This is a genomic window from Haliea sp., from assembly GCF_041395985.1.
GTDB lineage: Bacteria > Pseudomonadota > Gammaproteobacteria > Pseudomonadales > Halieaceae > Haliea.
This window is the reverse complement of the sequence record NZ_JAWKZJ010000001.1, coordinates 223,107-239,844: the sequence shown is the minus strand read 5'-3', so window position 1 is coordinate 239,844 and position 16,738 is coordinate 223,107. Positions and strand designations below refer to the sequence as shown.

The 16,738-nt window shown below is 66.0% G+C and carries 11 protein-coding genes; 8 read left to right on the top strand and 3 right to left on the bottom strand.

Annotation, left to right across the window (positions count from 1 at the left end; genetic code table 11):
* Nucleotides 1-5: 5 nt before the first annotated feature.
* From R3E49_RS01070 to mmsB, 4 genes are read left to right on the top strand one after another with little or no spacing between them, the layout of a single operon-like run.
* Nucleotides 6-1,166, top strand: a complete 1,161-nt coding sequence (locus tag R3E49_RS01070; protein ID WP_290745483.1) for an acyl-CoA dehydrogenase family protein — start codon at nucleotides 6-8, stop codon at nucleotides 1,164-1,166.
* Nucleotides 1,163-1,951 carry an enoyl-CoA hydratase gene (locus R3E49_RS01065; RefSeq protein ID WP_290745480.1) on the top strand — a complete coding sequence of 263 codons (789 nt, stop codon included), beginning with the start codon at nucleotides 1,163-1,165 and terminating at the stop codon, nucleotides 1,949-1,951. The genes R3E49_RS01070 and R3E49_RS01065 overlap by 4 nt, the downstream gene beginning before the upstream one ends.
* A 10-nt stretch (nucleotides 1,952-1,961) precedes the next feature.
* Nucleotides 1,962-3,074, top strand: a complete 1,113-nt coding sequence (locus R3E49_RS01060; protein ID WP_371293356.1) for an enoyl-CoA hydratase/isomerase family protein — start codon at nucleotides 1,962-1,964, stop codon at nucleotides 3,072-3,074.
* Nucleotides 3,075-3,094: 20 nt separating this feature from the next.
* On the top strand, nucleotides 3,095-3,985 hold the full coding sequence (mmsB, locus tag R3E49_RS01055) for a 3-hydroxyisobutyrate dehydrogenase (RefSeq protein WP_371293355.1): 891 nt from the start codon (nucleotides 3,095-3,097) through the stop codon (nucleotides 3,983-3,985).
* Nucleotides 3,986-4,000: 15 nt separating this feature from the next.
* On the opposite strand, the gene R3E49_RS01050 is transcribed toward mmsB, so the two are convergent.
* From R3E49_RS01050 to R3E49_RS01040, 3 genes are read right to left on the bottom strand one after another with little or no spacing between them, the layout of a single operon-like run.
* Nucleotides 4,001-5,479 carry an amidohydrolase family protein gene (locus R3E49_RS01050; RefSeq protein WP_371293354.1) on the bottom strand — a complete coding sequence of 493 codons (1,479 nt, stop codon included), beginning with the start codon at nucleotides 5,477-5,479 and terminating at the stop codon, nucleotides 4,001-4,003.
* A gap of 60 nt (nucleotides 5,480-5,539) precedes the next feature.
* Nucleotides 5,540-6,322, bottom strand: a complete 783-nt coding sequence (locus R3E49_RS01045) for a crotonase/enoyl-CoA hydratase family protein (protein WP_290745465.1) — start codon at nucleotides 6,320-6,322, stop codon at nucleotides 5,540-5,542.
* Between the two features lie 27 nt (nucleotides 6,323-6,349).
* Entirely contained in the window at nucleotides 6,350-7,261 is a 912-nt protein-coding gene (locus R3E49_RS01040) for an AEC family transporter (protein WP_290745462.1), read from the bottom strand.
* 160 nt (nucleotides 7,262-7,421) lie between these two features.
* Between R3E49_RS01040 and R3E49_RS01035 the strand changes: the two genes are divergently transcribed.
* The 4 genes from R3E49_RS01035 to recD are packed head-to-tail and all read left to right on the top strand — an operon-like array spanning nucleotide 7,422 to nucleotide 16,732.
* Nucleotides 7,422-8,267 (top strand): phytanoyl-CoA dioxygenase family protein, encoded by an 846-nt coding sequence (locus R3E49_RS01035; RefSeq protein ID WP_290745459.1) that lies wholly within the window; start codon nucleotides 7,422-7,424, stop codon nucleotides 8,265-8,267.
* A complete protein-coding gene (gene recC, locus R3E49_RS01030; protein WP_371293353.1) occupies nucleotides 8,264-11,521 on the top strand; it encodes an exodeoxyribonuclease V subunit gamma in 3,258 nt (1,085 codons plus the stop codon). The genes R3E49_RS01035 and recC overlap by 4 nt, the downstream gene beginning before the upstream one ends.
* Nucleotides 11,514-14,966, top strand: a complete 3,453-nt coding sequence (gene recB / locus R3E49_RS01025; RefSeq protein WP_371293352.1) for an exodeoxyribonuclease V subunit beta — start codon at nucleotides 11,514-11,516, stop codon at nucleotides 14,964-14,966. Before recC ends, recB begins: the two co-directional genes overlap by 8 nt.
* Nucleotides 14,963-16,732, top strand: coding sequence for an exodeoxyribonuclease V subunit alpha (gene recD / locus R3E49_RS01020; RefSeq protein ID WP_371293351.1), 1,770 nt, complete (start codon nucleotides 14,963-14,965; stop codon nucleotides 16,730-16,732). Before recB ends, recD begins: the two co-directional genes overlap by 4 nt.
* The last annotated feature ends 6 nt before the right edge of the window (nucleotides 16,733-16,738 follow it).

The following is a 16,738-nucleotide window of genomic DNA, read 5'->3' as shown; positions in this document are numbered from 1 at the left end:
TGGCCATGGATTTTTCCATCTCAGAGGAGCAGCAGGCGTTTATTGACAGTGCGCGCGCGTTCTCCGACGGTGTGCTGGCACCCAACGCCGCGCAGTGGGACGAGGAGTCTTTCTTTCCGAAGGACGCTCTGCGCCAGGCCGGTGAGCTTGGCTTCATGGGGATGTACACGCCGGAGAGTGCCGGTGGGCTGGGTATGGGCCGGTTGGATGCCAGTCTGATTGTGGAGGAACTGGCGCGCGGTTGCACCACCACGGCGGCATTCCTGACCATCCACAACATGGCGACCAGCATGATCGGCAACTTCTGCACCGATGCCGTTATCGAGGCCTGGTGCCCCGCGCTGGTCAGTGGCGAAAAGCTGGCGTCCTATTGCCTGACAGAGCCCGGTGCGGGCTCCGACGCCGCCTCGCTGCGCACCTCGGCGCGACGTGAGGGGGGCGACTATGTGATCAACGGCAGCAAGGTGTTCATTTCCGGCGCCGGCGAAACCGACGTGCTGGTGGTCATGCTGCGAACCAGCGACAACGGCGCGCGCGGTATCACGGCGCTGCTGGTGCCGGCGGATGCCGAGGGTATCAGCTACGGCAAGAAAGAAGCGAAGATGGGCTGGAACGCCCAGCCCACACGCATGGTGACCTTCGATAACGTGCGCGTACCGGTGGAGAACCGGCTCGGTGCCGAGGGGCAGGGCTTTTCCATCGCCATGATGGGACTCGACGGTGGACGTATCAACATCGCCACCTGCAGCGTGGGCACAGCCCAGCAGGCGCTGGAAGAAGCTACCGCCTACGTGCAGGAGCGGCGCCAGTTCGACACGGCTATCGCCGACTTCCAGCACACCCAGTTCAAACTCGCCGACATGCTCACAGAACTGGTGGCGGCGCGGCAGATGGTGCGGCTCGCCGCCAGCAAGCTGGACCACAAGGACCCACAGGCCACCACCTACTGCGCCATGGCCAAACGCTTTGCGACCGATGTGGGTTTCCAGGTCTGCAACGATGCCCTGCAACTGTTCGGCGGCTATGGCTATATCCGCGAATACCCGATGGAGCGCCATGTGCGTGATACACGGGTGCACCAGATACTCGAGGGTACCAACGAAATCATGCGCGTGATTGTGGCGCGCAAACTGTTAATGGAAGGCGCACTGGAGGTGATCAAATGAGCCTGAGCACATCGGACAAACTGAAAGTCGAGATTCGCGGCCACACCGCACTGGTGACGATCGACAACCCCGCAGCCAATACCTGGGACACCGAGAGCCTGCCCGCGCTGCGCGATCTGGTCGCTGCGCTGAACAGCAATCTGGATATATACGCGCTGGTGCTGACCGGCGCTGGCAGCAAGTTCTTCTCGGCCGGAGCGGACCTGAAACTGTTTGCCGACGGCGACCCGAAAACGGCGGAGCGCATGGCACGCTTTTTCGGCGAGGCCTTTGAAGCGCTGGCGGACTTCCGCGGCGTCTCCATTGCTGCTGTGAACGGCTTTGCCATGGGCGGCGGTCTGGAAGTCGCCCTGGCCTGCGACCTGCGCATTGTTGAAGAGCAGGCCCAGCTCGCGCTGCCCGAGGCGCGGGTCGGCCTGCTGCCCTGTGCCGGCGGCACCCAGCGTCTGGCCTGGCTGGCGGGCGAAGGCTGGGCCAAGCGGATGATCCTCTGCGGTGAGCGCATCAATGCTGCCACAGCGGAGCGCATTGGCCTGGCAGAAGAGGTGGTTGGCACCGGCGAGGCGCTGGAACGTGCCCTGGCCCTGGCCGAGCAGGTGGGCGAGCAGAGCCCCAGCTCGATCGGGCGCTGCAAGCAGCTGATCCACTCCGCCCGCGACAAGGCGATCGGCGATGGTCTGGCGGCAGAGCGCGAACTGTTCGTTGAGCTGTTCTCCACCGAAGACCAGCGCGAGGGTGTGAATGCGTTTCTCGAGAAGCGCAAGCCCGAATGGAAAAACCGCTAAGGATTCAACCATGTCAGATGCCCCTGTCATTGTTGAGCTTGTCGCCTGTGCCGAGCGCAAGCTCGGCCGGCTCACGCTCAACGTGCCCAAAACCCTCAACTCACTGACCCTACCGATGGTTGACACGCTGCAGCAACAGCTGGATGCGTGGCGCGATGACCCTGAGATCGGCGCCATCCTGATTGATGGCAGTGGTGAAAAGGCCTTCTGCGCCGGCGGCGATGTGCAGGCCCTGCACCGCTCCGCAACCGCCACGCCCGGTGGGCCCTGCGAGGAGGCGGAGGCCTTCTTCGCCCGCGAATATCGCATGAACTACACCCTGCACACCTATCCCAAGCCGATCATCTGCTGGGGTCATGGGATCGTGATGGGCGGCGGTCTGGGTGTGATGGCGGGTTGTTCGCACCGGGTGGTGACGGAAGCCACCCGCATCGCCATGCCGGAAATCACCATCGCGCTGTTCCCGGATGTGGGCGGCAGCTGGTTTCTCAACCACATGCCCGGGAAGTCGGGGCAATTCCTTGCCCTCACCGGTGCCTCCATCAACGCTGCCGACGCGGTGTTTACCGGGCTCGCGGACCGTTTTATCGCCAGTGAACACAAGGACGTCGTGCTGGAGCAGCTGCGTCGCAGCGCCTGGCGCGGGGACTGCGCAGCCAATCATGCCCGCGTGCGGCATATCCTGCGCCCGCTCACCGAGCAGAGTATCGGCAGCATGCCCGGGGGCCAGGTGGAGCCGCACCTGAGCCGGATCAATTCCCTCTGCGACGGCGACGACGTCCATCAGGTGGTGGATAACATCGTTAACCAGCAGACCACCGACCAGTGGCTGTCCCGCGCCCGCGACGGCCTGGCGCATGGCTCGCCACTGGCGGCGCTCTGGATCAGTCGCCAGCTGCAGGCCACCCGGCACTGCTCCCTGCGGGAGGTGTTCCAGTCGGAAGTCCAGCTGGCCACCAACGTGGTGCGCTACCCGGAGTTTGCCGAAGGCGTGCGCGCTCTGCTGCTGGACAAGGATCGCAACCCGGCCTGGGCCTACAAAAGCACCCGTGAAGTACCGGAAGCGCTGCTCGATGGCTTCTTCACGGCGCCCTGGCCGAACAACCCGCTGGCCGACCTCTAAACCGCACAGGAGACTTCACAATGGCGCAAGTTGGATTTATCGGCCTTGGCAACATGGGTGGCCCGATGGCCGCCAACCTGATTCGGGCCGGTCATAGCGTAACCGTCTTTGACCTGTCGCAGGCCGCCTGTCAGCAACTGGCGGACGCCGGGGCCCAGGTCGCCACCTCCGCCGGTGAGGCAGTGGTGGGCGCCGAGTATGTCATCTCCATGCTGCCTGCCGGCAAGCATGTGGCCAGTGTCTACCTGGGCGATGATGGCCTGCTGGCTCGCCTGGGGCCGGAGACCACCGTGCTGGATTGCAGCACAATCGATGCCGCAACGTCACGCGAAGTGGGCCAGGCCGCAGCGGCCCTGGGTATCGGTTTCATGGATGCGCCGGTATCCGGCGGCGTTGCTGCCGCCGCCGCAGGCACCCTGGCCTTCATGTGTGGCGGCGAGGCGGCAACCTTCGAGAAGGCCCGGGTCATTCTGTCGGGCATGGGCAAGAACATCTTCCACGCCGGCCCGGCAGGGGCGGGGCAGGTGGCCAAGGGCTGTAACAACATGCTGTTGGCCATTCACATGATCGGCACCTGTGAGGCCCTGGAAATGGGTGTACGCAACGGGCTGGATCCTGCGGTGCTGTCGGAAATCATGCTCGCCAGCTCGGGGCGCAACTGGTCCCTGGAGGTGTACAACCCCTATCCCGGCGTGATGGAAAAAGCACCGGCCAGCAACGGCTACAAGCCCGGCTTCATGGTCGACCTGATGGCCAAGGACCTCGGCCTGGCCATGGATATCGCCAGCCAGAGTGGCGTCGACAATCGCATGGGCCAGCTGGCGCGCGAGCTTTACACGCGCCTGCAGGAGGCCGGCATGGGTCAGCAGGATTTCTCCAGCGTGCTCACCTTACTCGAGCAGAAAAACTGAGCTGCCGCGCCTGGGTCAGGCGGGGCCGTTCTGCCAGCGCATCAGGTTGAGAAATTCCCGGCGATTTTTTGGGCCATAAGTGCGGAAGTGCGGGTCTGGTGCGCTGCGGCTGGCTTCCCGCCGCTGCGCCACGGTATCCCGACTGAAATGCGGCATCAGGTCGGCCACGTGTTGCCCGTAGGGTTTCAGTGCATTGAGCCCGAACACCTTGGCCCGCAGCTCGGCGGTCATTTTCGGGTAGCCGTACATCGCTTGCAGCTTCTCGGCAATCTGGAAGGTGCGAAACGCCTGTATCTGGTCCTGCGGCGACCCGTACCAGATGGAGTCGGTGCCCCAGAGGACGTTGTCCTCCCCCACGTAGGTGAGCAGCTTGCCCAGGGTGTGCGCCGCGCTGTCGGGGTCGCGCATCAGATAGCGCCACGTACTGCCCATCTCCGCATACACATTGCTGTTGGGTGCAATGCCGTTGGCGCGCAGTGACGTGACCAGTGCGTCAACGCCGTCTTCACGGTTCGGGTCGTAGGGCCCCTCTGCGCTGCCGGCGACATAGCCGGAGTGATAGACCAGAAAACTCATATCGGGGTAGCGCCTGGCAACCCTGCCGATGTCGGCGCAGGTCGAATGCTCATAGGACTCTTTGCCAAAGGGCAGGCCCTTGTGGATGGCGACAATCTTCACGCCCAGTTTGCGCGCCTTCTCCAGAAACGGAATGCCGGTGTCTTCGTCGTCCAGCCAGAAGCCTGTGCCATCCGGTCCCCACTGCGTATAGGTCTTCCACGCTGCGACGCCCCAGTGTTCGGCGAGTTCATCCATGGCATCCAGGTCGCCCTCCTGGTTGGGGTTGACCCGGCCGTGCAGCAGCAGGCGGTGGGTGCCCTGCATCTGCTCCACGATTTCCGCGGTAGCGGCCGCTTCCTCTATGGTCAGCGGCTCGGCATCGGAGCGTGAGGGCACGAAGGAGAGCACCATCAGGTCGGTATCCGAGTCGATGAAAACGTCCTGAACAAACTGTTCGGCATTGAAGCAGTCGAGGTAGGCGCGACCCGGCCCTTCCGCGGCAGGGCAGCTGGCGTTGGGCAGCCCGCTCAGGGGGCGAGCTTCGGCAGGCAGCTTTGCTGTCCAGGCACCTGTGGGGTTCACGAAGTGGCCCTGCACATCAAAGATGAACTCGTTGCCACCCACCTGGGCGGCGGCCAGTTGCTGGTCCCATTGTGCATCGGGTTCCAGTTCGAAATAGCCGCCGCGCTCGCCGAGGCTGGCATAGGCACGGTTGAAGGCGAGCAGGGTGGTGGCGACGCCGCAGGCACTGGTCAGAAAGGCGCGCCGGCGCAGGCCGGAATGCCGTGCACTCTCATCAGCCGTGCTGAGCGCCAGGCGGTTGGCATGGTGGTGTATCGCGTCCAGCGGGATGGGCATGAACTCCCCGTTGGATGTTGTGTCGAGTTTTACCGGCAGGCGGATACCATCCGGGTCCTGTGGGGTGCGCGGGGCCATGGGCTACTCCAGATCAACGGTTCAGGTTCGTGCATGGTAGAACATCGGGTGAATGCCTGCTCAGGTGTTGAAGTCTCCGTGGCGGCCTGCCCCGCCCGCAAAGCGCGCGGCGCCGCCCAGTGCCTCGCTGGCGATGACCGGGTAGCCCCCGCGACCTTCCTCTTGCAGTGCGTTTTCCAGTGGCAGGCTCCACTGGGCGAGACAGGACGCGCGGTCGGCGCGCAGGCAGTGCTGCGGAAAGGCAGCGATTGTGGCGGCCAGCGTCTCTGCGGCCCGCCGCGCCTCGCCATCTTGCACGACCCGGTTGGCAAGGCCCATCTGCAAGGCTTCTGCGGCGTCCACCGGGCGCCCGGTGAGTATCATGTCCAGGGCGCGGCCCTGGCCGACGATCCTCGGCAGACGCACGGTACCCCCATCAATCAGGGGTACGCCCCAGCGCCGGCAAAACACGCCAAAGGTCGCGGATTGCTCTGCGATGCGCAGGTCGCACCAGAGTGCCAGTTCCAGTCCACCGGCCACCGCGTAGCCCGCAACCGCGGCAATCACCGGTTTCTCCAGCTGCAGGTGGGTGGGGCCCATGGGCCCGGGACCGGTGCCGTCTTCATTCACTGTGTTGCGCAGCTCGGGATCGTTCATCGCGGCAAGGTCCGCCCCGGCACAAAAATGCCCACCCGCGCCGGTGAGCACGGCTACGCGCAGCGTGTCATCGTTGGCGAAGTTGATGAAGGCGGCATGCAGGGCTTCCGCCGTGGGCCTGTCAACCGCATTGCGCTGCGCTGGCCGGTTGAGAATGATCGTACACACAGGGCCTGCGCGCTCGGTGATGACGGGCGGTTGAGACATGGCTTCCTCCAATGCGTTTGGGTGGCTTCAGCCACTCTGGGAGAGCAGCCAGTAGAGGGTGGGCAGGGTGACCAGCGATAACAGGATGCCGATACCGATCAGGCCTGCAACCAGGCGCGGTGCCAGACCCGCCATGATGGCGATGGTGCCGGCGGAGATCATCGGTGGCATCGCGGCCTGGAATACGGCGATTTGCGTGGCCAGCCCGCGCTGGCCCAGGGCTTTCCACAGTATGAAGGTACACAGCGGCATCAACACCAGCTTGATCCCCAGTGCAATGGCCAGGGTGAGCCGTTCGCTGCGTGCCAGACGAATGCTGATCTGGAAGCCCACGGCAATCATTACCAGTGGCACCAAGGTGGCGGCAACGGTCGCTACCAGCTGCTCTACAAGGGGGGGCAGCGTCGTCCCGCGCAGCGCCAGCCCGGCCAGCAGGGCGAGGAAAGGTGGAAAACTGACAATCCGTGTGAAAATAGCGCGGGCAGAGGGCGTCGCCACCTGCGGGCTGTAGAAGGCCGCGATCACCACTGCGTAGCTGGCCAGTGCGAGAAAGGAGCCCAACTGGTCGTACACCATGGCGTAGGGCATGCCGGCCGTGCCAAAAAACGACTGCACCAGTGGAAAGCCCAGGTAGGAGGTATTGCCCAAAGGCAGCACGATCAGCAGCGCCCCCACCACATTGCGCGGCCAGTGCAGCAGGCGGCCCAGCAGGAGAACCAGGGGCACCACCAGTAACATGAGCAGCCAGGGGGTAATGGTAGGAATCAGCAGCGCGCTGGAAAACGTGAGCAGCGGCACATTGCTAAGAATCACCGCCGGCAGCGCCACGTTGAGTGCGTAGGCGTTCAGCACCTCCGAGGTATTCCCGGGCATGCCGCGCAGCCGGCGCAGGCACAGGCCGATGCCGAGGTAGGCGAGGATCAGCAGGAAATTGTCCATGTTAGGCGGTGGTGCTCGGCGACCGGAGCGCACATGGTAAGCAAGCAGAGCGGGAATGGGTAGTCGCGCATCACACGCCTTTGCAAATGCCGCGGACGCCGCTACGCTGGCACTCTTTGCCACGGACAGCGAGACGACCTGAGCAATGGACTCCCGCGCTATGGATATGCACCGTAAAGCGCTCGCACAGCAGGGCTATACCGTGTTGCCCGACTTTCTGTCCGCGCAGCAGCTGCACCGTATCAACCTGCTGTTCGACCAGTGGCTGGGCGGTCATCTCGGCCGCAATGCCTTTGAGGGGCAAGCCACCGAGCGCATCTACACGCTGGTTGCGCGGGACAGGGTGTTCCAGGATATCGTGGAGGACCCGCGTATCCTCGCCCTGTGTTCGACACAATTGCTGCCCAATTTCCTGCTCACCGCGAGCCAGGCCATTGTTATCGGCCCGGGTGAAACAGCGCAGCCCTGGCATACCGACGATGCGTTCTACACGGTGCCGCGGCCACGCCCGATGATCAGTCTTTCCACCATCGTAGCCGTTGAGGACTTCACCCCGGAGAATGGCGGTACCCAAGTGGTTCCCGGTAGCCATCGCTGGTCGGACGCGGAGTTGGCGGGCGCCTACCTGCAGGGCGATGAGCCGGCAGGCGAGGCGCTGGACCAGCGCGTGGCAGCCCAGGTGCAAACGGTGACCATGAGTGCCGGCAGCTGCCTGGTGTTCGCGGGAACCCTGCTGCATCGCGGCGGTGCCAACGCGAGTTGCGGAACACGTCGGGCCTTTTCCAACCAGTACTGCCAGCCCTGGGCCCGACCACAGGAGAACTTCTTTCTCGGCATTCCCCCGCAGCTGGCATCCGCGATGTCGCCACAGCTGCAGTCGCTGTTGGGCTATTCTATCCACCCCCCTTTCATGGGTCAGGTTACTGCCTATCACCCGCGCCGCGCGCTGGACCCGGATTTCGTGGCGCCGGTACTCCGCGATCTCGGGGACGCCGAGCGCCGATGATCCACGTCTTCCCCTCAAACAGGCTGGAACACCTGGCCGGCGCGCTGGCCGCCTTGCTCAATGTGCCCGCCGCCTCGCCGCTGGCACCGGAGCATATACTGGTGCAGCACCGGGGCATGCAGCACTGGCTCAGCATGCAGCTCGCAGAGCATCCGCAGCGTGGCATTGCCATGAACCTGCAGTTTCCGCTGCCGGTGCGGTTCATGTGGACGCTGATTCGCACAGTGCTGGGCGAGGACGCTGTGCCGGAGGCCTCCCCTTACCAGCGGGAAGTGCTGGCCTGGCGTATCTACGACCTGCTGGGTAGGTCGTCGGTGACCGCAGACCCCCTGTTCGTGGAGCCCACCCGCTACTGGCAGCAGCAGTCCGAGCGGCAACAGCCGCTGCGTCGCTACCAGTTGGCAGAGGAGCTTGCGGACCTGTACGAGCAGTACCTGATGTACCGGCCCGACTGGGTAGAGGCCTGGGACCGCGGTGGCCGTGGAGCACGTGAACCGGACCCGGGAGAGCCGCTGCACTGGCAGGGACTGCTCTGGCGCATGTTGGTGGCCGAGGTGCCCGCGCATCCGGTGGCGTTATTGCGTGAGGCTATGCAGCGTCTCACGCAGCCGGTGGTCGGGTTGCCCGAGCGCTTCTTCGTGTTCGGTGTGAACTCCCTCGCGCCACTGTGGCTGGATTTTTTGCGCGTGCTGTCTGCGCAGCAGGGCGTCGAGATCTTTTTGCTCTACCTGAACCCCAGCAATGAGTTCTGGCAGGAGGCTGCAAGCGAGCGCCAGGTCGCGCGCCGGCGTGCAACCTGGCTGGCAGAGCACGACAGTGAAGACGGCTTCGTCGAGGAACCGGGCAATCCGCTGATTACCAGCTTCGGCCAGCAGGGCCAGCAGTTTGTGCGCCTGCTCGCGGACTGGGCGGACACGGAGACCGAGCTGTTCACGGAACCTGCAGCGGACACGCTGCTGACGATGCTGCAACGCGACATGTTCCGGTTTGTCGACGGTCGCGAAGCACCGACGCCGGTGTCTGATGACTCCATTACCATCGCTTCGGCGCACAGTGCGCTGCGCGAAGTACAGGGACTCCATGACTGGCTGTTGCACCGGTTCAATGCCGATCCCGCCCTGAAACCGCGCGATGTGGTGGTGCTCTGTCCCAGCGTGGAGGACTACGCTCCCTTTGTGGAAGCGGTGTTTGCCGGCCGCTACGAGGGTCTCGGTGATCATGTGCCGCCGCTGCCTTGCTCGATTGCCGATCGCAACCCCGGCGACGCGGACCCCACGATTGCTGCCTTCCTGGCGTTGCTGGCGCTGCCGGATGCGCGTTTGCAGGTCGGTCAGGTGCTGGGCTGGCTACAGGTGCCTGCCATCCAGCAGCGCGCTGGCATTACGCCTGCGGAGCTGGTGCGTATCGGCCACTGGCTGCAGGCCGCTGCGGTGCACTGGGGCCTGGATGGTGAGCACCGCCAGGAATGGGTGCCGGGCACCAGCGGCGACGAATTCACCTGGGCCCAGGGGCTGGAGCGCCTGCTGCTGGGGTTTGCCTGGGGTGACGAAGAGGCGGTGGTGGAGCAACGTTTACTGCTGCCACAGGTCGAGGGCGCCGATGCCCTCCTGCTCGGGCGCCTGTGCGCCTTCATCGAGGCCCTGCAGGCACTGCGCCGGGATCTCAGCGCGCTGCGCTGCGTCGCCGACTGGCAGCAGTTCCTGCACGACAGACTGCGCCTGGCCTTCCTGGCCGAGGGTGGCCCGCTGGATGCGGCGCATGAGGACCTGGTCGCTGTGATCCGGGAGCTGGGCGAGCACAGCAGAGCGGCGGGTTTTAGCAGCGAGCTGCCGCTGGCGGTGGTTCGGGAGGTGTTGCAGCGCAGCCTGCAAAGCCCCACGCGCACGGGGCGACAGTTCCTCACCGGGCAGGTGACGGTCTGCTCCATGGTGCCCATGCGGTCGATTCCCTTCAAACTGGTGGCGGTGCTGGGGCTGAATGACGGCGAGTTTCCGCGCCAGCGCCCGCCGCTGGGTTTCGACCTGATGGCGCAGGATCGGCCGCGACCGGGTGATCGCTCCCGCCGCGGTGATGATCGCTACCTGTTCCTGGAGGCCCTCGTTTCCGCACGGGATGCCTTGTACCTGAGCTACCAGGGGCACGATGTGCGCAATAACAGCGAGCGCCAGCCTTCTCTGGTACTGGCAGAACTTACCCGCTATCTGGAGCAGGCCTCGCATTGGCGACGCAGCGATCTCAGGACGCTGCCACTACAGCCCTTCAGTGCGGACAATTACCGGGGCCAACTGCGCACCTTTGATCCCCACTGGCGGCGTCTCGCTGCACCGCTCGCTGCGCCCCTGCGGGTGGTGAGCCTGCCGGCGCCGGAGCAGCTGCCTGAAACCCTGCCGCTCACCACGCTGGTGCGGGCGCTCGAACACCCGGCGCGACACTTTGCCGAGCAACGCCTGGGCCTGACCCCGGAGCGCACGGCCGCCGCGCTGCTCAGCGATAGCGAACCCTTCGTCACCACACACCTGGATCGCTACCGAGTGCAACAGGACATGCTGGGCCGCCTGTGGGCGGGCGACAGCGCCGGGCTGGAGGCGGCGGTCAGGCGCGAAATGCTCTCCGGCCGCTTGCCCGCCAACCCGGTAACCCCACTGCAGATTGCACAATGGCGGGAGCAGGCGAGCGGTTTTGCACAGCACTTGCAGTCACGTTCAGCGCCGCCAGCGGGTGAGCAGGTGTCACTGGCGCTGCACGGCCTGCAGTTGACCGCCACGCTGCCGCGAGGTGCCGAGGGCAGCCTGGTGTTTGCGCGTCTGGCCAACCCCAAGGCCCGAGACTACCTGACCCTCTGGCTGCACCACCTGGTGGCCAATTGCCTCGCCCCCAGCGATACGCTGGGTTTTTATCGTGGCGAGGACAATGGCGTGCTGGAACTGCACGCAGCGCCTCTGCCAGCGGAGCACGCTCGGCAGCTGTTATCGGACTGGTGTCAGCTGTGGCAGGACAGCCTGCTGACGCCACTGCCGCTGCACGGCAGTCTGGGCATGCTGGCCCTGGAGGAGGGCTTCGTGGAGACCCATTTTCCGGCGCTGTGGGAGGACAGTTATCAGCGCGCGGGTTTGGGCGCGGACCCGTGGCTGGCCTGGTTCTGGCCCGAGCCCCCGGACCCGCAGTCCCTGCAGGCGCAATTGCTGCCGCTCTACGGCCCCATGCTGCAGCACCTTGAGCACACGCAGATTGCGCTGGAGGCAGGCGATGGTTGAATCCCTGCGGGCGCAGACCCTGCCGTTGCAGGGACGACAGCTGATCGAGGCCAGCGCCGGCACCGGCAAGACCTTCAACATTGCCCGCCTCTACCTGCGCCTGCTGCTGGAGCGCCAGCTACCGGTGCAGCAGATACTGGTGATGACCTTCACCCGGGCCGCTACGGCGGAGCTCAAGGGGCGTCTTGCCGGGGCAATCAACGCGGCCCTCACACGCTGGGGCGACGACGCCGAAGACCCGTTCTTCGCCCACCTCTACGCGCAGCAGCCGGCGCCGCGCGCGCGTGCCCTGCTGCGCCGCGCGCTGCTGGATATGGATGAAGCTGCTGTGTTTACCATCCACGGGTTCTGCAAGCGGGCGCTGACCCAGCAGGCCTTTCGCAGCGGCATCAGTTTTCATGCCGATATGGAAGCGGAGACGCGTGCGCTTGTGCTGGAGGCACTGCAGGACTGGTATCGGCAACAGAGCCAGCAACCCGGCTTTGCGGCGCTGTATGCGCTGTGGGATGGACCGGAGGCCTTTTTCGCCACCTGGGGCCGGGTGATCGCCGGCACCGAACCCGTGCAGGCACCGGACATGCCGGACCTGCGGGCTGACTGGCGTGCGCTGCGTGCGGCCTGGACCGAGGAGTCTGCAGCGTTTCAGGCGCTGGATGTGGACAAGCGGCGCTCGCCGCACACCCGGGCCGAGGCCGCATCGGTGCTGCAGTCCCTCACCGAGGCACTGGACGCCGAATGGCATCCGGCACAGGCGGCGCAACTGGCGTCGTTATTGCCGGCCAGATCCTACGTCAATACAGCCGCCAAGCAGGCCAGTATGCCGCTGCTCTACGCGCTGATGCAGCAGCTCCCCGCTGCGGCGCGCGCCTACCGGGCCAGTGTGGCGCAGGCGGGCATCCGCTTTGCCCGTGAGCACCTGTCTGTGGCCAAGGACCGGCTCGACCAGCTGGATTTCAGTGATCTGGTTGCACGTCTGCGACAGCGGCTACACGACAGAGAGCAGGGCCCGGCGCTGGCCGCTGCGTTGCTGCAACAGTATCCGGTGGCGCTGGTGGACGAGTTCCAGGATACCGACCCGGAGCAGTACGACGTGCTCAACGCCATTTACGCTGCTGCGTCGCCCTCAGCGCCACTGCTGTGCATGATCGGTGACCCCAAGCAGGCCATTTACGGCTTTCGCGGCGGTGATGTGTTTGCCTACCTGCAGGCACGTGATGACGCCGACACGCAGTGGGTGATGGACACCAACTACCGCTCCAGCGAGGGCGTGATCCGCGGTTACAACCGGCTTTTTTACGGCGCCGAGCTGTCCGCTGCCGCCGGCAGCGATGTTTTTGGCTTCGGCATCGACTACCACCCGGTGCGGGCGGGGCGAACCGATCTCGCGGGTCTGGAAGACCCGGCTCCACGTGCCGATTTCCAGTGGTGTCTGTTGCCCCATGACCCAACATTGCCCGGCGCAGACAAGCGGGGCACGGGCTACACCCGGGCCGGCCAGCAGCATCTGGCGCGCTGGACTGCGGAGGAGATCGCGCGCCTGCTGCGCCAGGCCCGCCTGGAGGGCGAGGCCCTGTCACCGGCGGATATCGCCATTCTGGTACGCGACCGTTTCGAGGCCGCCGAGATGCAGCGGGCGCTGCGCGAGCTGGGCCTGGATGCGGTTTACCTGAGTGCCTCGGACAATGTTTTCAACAGCGACGAGGCGGCCAGCCTGCAGCAGGCCTTGCTCGGTATTCTGCATATGGAGGATGACCGGCTGCTGGTAGCGGCCCTGGCCACGCCGTGGCTGGGCTATGACACCCCGGCCCTGTATGCGCTGCGTCAGGACGAGCACCGCTGGGCCGCGGCCTGCGCTGATGTCGCAGCGCTGCGCCAGCAGTGGTTTGCCCAGGGCTTCATGAAAATGGCGCTGGGCCTTTACCAGAAACATCTGCAGCCGCTGCCCGACAGTCATGAGCGAACACTCACCAACAGCCTGCACCTGCTGGAGCTGCTGCAGGCGGCCAGCCAGCGCCATCGCCAACCTGAAGCCCTGCTGCACTGGTTCGCCAACGCCCGCCAGGAAGCCGAGGGCAGTGCCGGTACGGAAACACAGCAACTGCGCCTGGAGAGTGACGGCAGGCTGATCCGTCTGGTAACGCTGCACGGGGCCAAGGGTCTGGAGTATCCCGTGGTGTTCCTGCCGTTTATCAGTTACGGCCGTGATCAGGCCCGCCAGCGTCCGGGCATTGTGCGCTACCACCAGCGCCATGACTTCAGTGCCCGGCACGCCCTCGAGCCTACGGATGAGGAACTGGCCTGGTATCGCGAGGAGCAGGCTGCGGAGGATGTGCGCCTGCTGTACGTGGGGGCGACGCGCGCTGCGCGCCGCGTCTACCTGATGGCAGCGGCCTTTGCCAGCCTGCAGACCTCGCCGCTGGCGCGTTGCCTGAAGGTCACCCGCTGGGACGCCCTGGAGCAGCAGGTGCGGGCCATGGCCGATGCCGGCGACTGCGCCGTGTTGCAGCTGGAAGGGCAGGATACGGCACCTGCGCCTGCCACCGCTGCCACAGCAGACACCGCGCTGGCACCGGCTGTGTTCACCGGGCGCATTGAGCGCGACTGGTGGCTGTCATCCTTTTCTGCACTGACCCGCAACGTGCGCCACGGCGGCCTGTCGACGCCGGACAGAGACGGCGAGGTCACCGCGCCTGCCGAGCCCGGCCCCGACTCGCCCGGAGAATTGCGCTTCTCGTTGCGCCGTGGCGCTGAGGCCGGCAACCTGCTGCATGATCTGCTCGAGGACCTGGACTTCCAGCGCCCGGACCTGGCGCGCGCGCTGGACCAGGCGGAACGCCGCTATCCCAACCTGCTGCTGGGTCAACCCGGCTGGCGCGCGGCGCTGGCGGAGTGGGTGGCGCAGCAGCTCGCGGCGCCGTTGCCCAGTGGTGCGCGCCTGGCGGACCTGGCGCCGCAGCAGACCCTGCGCGAGGTGGAATTCTATTTTCCCATGCAGGGTGACGCTGATCCCGAGGCGCTCGGGCGCCTGCTTGTGCGCCATCGGCGCGGCGCCGAGGCACCGCTGCCAGCCCCGGTGCGGCTGAAGGGCATGATGCACGGCTATATCGACCTGGTGTACCTGTGGCAGGGGCGCTACTACGTGGTGGATTACAAGTCGACCTACCTCGGCAATCGGCTGGGGGACTACCATGCCGATGCGCTCACCGCCGATGTACAGCAAAACGTCTACGACCTGCAGTATTTGCTCTATACCCTGGCACTGCACCGCTACCTGCGCACGCGGCTCGTGGACTACGACCCCGCCCAGCATCTGGGGGGGGTGCACTACCTTTACCTGCGCGGCCTGCACCCCCGTGGGGGAGCAGGGGTTTACCACCGCGATGTGGACATCGATGGTCTCCATGCGCTGGATAGCTTCTTCCGCGCGCAGGAGGGTGGCGGATGATGTTGTCGACCGAGGCCCCGGCGCTGGATCGCGCCCTGGCACAGGCGCTGTGCCGGTGGTACCGCTGCGAAGACGACTGGTTGCGCCTGACGGTTATGGCTGTCAGTCAGGCGCTACAGGAGGGGCACAGCTGTCTGTACCTCCCCGACTGGGCCGAGCGCGGCGTCGCGGGCGCCCTGGGGCACGGTGCCTTGCCGGCACTGGATGACTGGCAACACAGACTGTCGGCCTTGCCGCTGGATGCGGACAGCGCGACGCCGCTGGTGCTCGACGGGCCGCGACTCTACCTGCGGCGCTATTGGCAGTTCGAGCAGCGGCTGGCGGCGGCACTGCGTCCGCGCCTGGCGTCGGCCCCAGCGGCCGATCCTGCGCAGGCGCGTGAGGTGCTGGACACGCTGTTCCCCGCCCGTGCCGTGGGTGAGCCGCCCGACTGGCAGAAAGTGGCAGCGGCGAATGCCCTGCTGCAGTCATTTACCGTGGTGGCTGGCGGCCCGGGTACGGGCAAGACCTACACCGTCACCCGTCTGCTGGCCTGCCTGATTGCCTGTCTGGCACCCGGGCGTGCCGCGCCGCTGGCGATTGGCATGGCGGCGCCCACCGGCAAGGCCGCCCAGCGGCTGGCCGAGTCGATAGCGGCGGCCCGGTCGGATCTCCAGGGGCTGTTGCCGGCAGCGGTGCTCGATGCCATACCGGATACCGGCATCACACTGCACCGTCTGCTCGGGGTGGTGTCATATAGCCCCGGTTTCCGGCACCGCGCCGACAACCCGCTGCGGCTGGATATCCTGGTGGTGGACGAAGCCTCCATGGTCGACCTGCCCCTGATGACGCGCCTGTTTGAGGCGCTGCCGGCGCACTGTCGTGTTATTCTCCTGGGGGATCCCGACCAGTTGCCCTCGGTGGCCGCCGGATCGGTGCTGGCGGATCTCGCCGCTGGCGCTGCCAGCGGCTACAGCCCTGGGCTGCTGGCCGGGTTTGCCGCGCTGGGGGTGACGCTGGAGGCAGCAGAGGCGGGATCCGGCGAGGCTGATTACCTCACGGTGCTGCGCCAGAGCCGCCGTTTCGATGGCAGCGGCGGCATTGCCCGGCTGGCGCGGCAGGTTCTGGCAGGCGACGGCGCGGGGAGCCTGCAGACACTGAGTGCCGCCGATGACACACTGGCCCGGTTTGACGACGCGGGCAGCGGGGCGGCGGTGACGCGCTGGCTGGATCTGTACTACCAGCCCATTGCGAAGGCCGACAGCCTGGCGCAGGCGTTCATGCACCTGCAGCAGTTCCGCATTCTGTGTCCGACCCGCGGTGGGCCGCGTGGCGTGGAAGCGATCAACCGTCTGGCGCTGGCGCGGATGAACCCTGCGGGGCTGGCGCACTACCGCGGCAAACCCATCATGATCACCCGCAATCACCACGACCTCGGCCTGTACAACGGTGACGTCGGGCTGCTCTGGCCGGACGACGGGGGCCAGCTGATGGCCTGGTTTCCCTCAGCGGGCGGCTTCCGCCCCATGGCGCCCGGGCGGCTCCCCGAGCACGAGGTGGTGTACGCCATGACGATTCACAAAACCCAGGGGTCCGAGTTCCAGCGCGTGGCCCTGTTGCTGCCGGAGCAGGCCCGCGCCGGGCTCACCCGGGAGCTGCTGTACACCGCCATCACCCGTGCGCGCGAGGCACTGGAGGTCGTGGGGAGCGAGGCGGTGTGGTGTGCCGGCGTAGCGCAGCGGGTGCAGCGCGACTCGGGTCTGCCGGCTTTGCTGCGGGCCCGGTAATTCGCT

Excerpts from the sequence above, each read along its gene's own strand:
- R3E49_RS01070 (WP_290745483.1), top strand. The coding sequence starts at position 6 with ATGGATTTTTCCATCTCAGAGGAGCAGCAGGCGTTTATTGACAGTGCG.
- R3E49_RS01065 (WP_290745480.1), top strand. The coding sequence starts at position 1,163 with ATGAGCCTGAGCACATCGGACAAACTGAAAGTCGAGATTCGCGGCCAC.
- R3E49_RS01060 (WP_371293356.1), top strand. The coding sequence starts at position 1,962 with ATGTCAGATGCCCCTGTCATTGTTGAGCTTGTCGCCTGTGCCGAGCGC.
- mmsB (WP_371293355.1), top strand. The coding sequence starts at position 3,095 with ATGGCGCAAGTTGGATTTATCGGCCTTGGCAACATGGGTGGCCCGATG.
- R3E49_RS01050 (WP_371293354.1), bottom strand. The coding sequence starts at position 5,479 with ATGGCCCCGCGCACCCCACAGGACCCGGATGGTATCCGCCTGCCGGTA.
- R3E49_RS01045 (WP_290745465.1), bottom strand. The coding sequence starts at position 6,322 with ATGTCTCAACCGCCCGTCATCACCGAGCGCGCAGGCCCTGTGTGTACG.
- R3E49_RS01040 (WP_290745462.1), bottom strand. The coding sequence starts at position 7,261 with ATGGACAATTTCCTGCTGATCCTCGCCTACCTCGGCATCGGCCTGTGC.
- R3E49_RS01035 (WP_290745459.1), top strand. The coding sequence starts at position 7,422 with ATGGATATGCACCGTAAAGCGCTCGCACAGCAGGGCTATACCGTGTTG.
- recC (WP_371293353.1), top strand. The coding sequence starts at position 8,264 with ATGATCCACGTCTTCCCCTCAAACAGGCTGGAACACCTGGCCGGCGCG.
- recB (WP_371293352.1), top strand. The coding sequence starts at position 11,514 with ATGGTTGAATCCCTGCGGGCGCAGACCCTGCCGTTGCAGGGACGACAG.
- recD (WP_371293351.1), top strand. The coding sequence starts at position 14,963 with ATGATGTTGTCGACCGAGGCCCCGGCGCTGGATCGCGCCCTGGCACAG.